General features: G+C 75.6%; 1 protein-coding gene. It reads left to right on the top strand.

All coding sequences use genetic code 11. The features are described from left to right. Positions 1 to 21: 21 nt before the first annotated feature. The coding region (locus GT042_RS13075; RefSeq protein ID WP_345943760.1) for a tryptophan synthase subunit alpha at positions 22 to 443 on the top strand (422 nt) is incomplete at its 3' end.

The raw sequence follows: 443 nt of genomic DNA, 5'->3' as shown, positions 1-443 counted from the left end.
CCCGAGCGGGCGGAGCGGCCCGTGTCTGACTTCTTCCCCCGCGCCGGGACGGGCGGCGAAGGACCCGGCCTCGCGCTGTTCCTCAACGCGGGCGACCCGCCCCTCGACGTCCTCGCCGATCTCGTGCGGATGCTGGACGACGAGGGCGTCGACTGCCTCGAACTGGCCGTCCCCTTCCCGGACTCGGTCACCGACGGGCCTGTCATCCGCCGGTCGGCGAGCCGCGCGCTCGCCCTCGGCGTGGGCCTGGACGAGGTCCTGGAGTTCGTCGCCGCCGTCCGCCCGGGACTGCGCACCCTGCGGATCGCGCTGCTCGCCGACTGGAGCCACTCGCTCAAGCACCGGGACCTCGCGGCCACCACCCGTACCATCGCCGACTCGGGAGTGGACGGCCTGCTCGTCCACGCGCTGCCGCCCCGGCTGCGCGCCGCCCACCTGGCCGC

The sequence above is a fragment of the Streptomyces sp. SID3212 genome, assembly GCF_009865405.1.
Lineage (GTDB): Bacteria > Actinomycetota > Actinomycetes > Streptomycetales > Streptomycetaceae > Streptomyces.
Note: the sequence above shows the minus strand (reverse complement) of the source record. Positions and strands in the feature narration are given on the sequence as shown.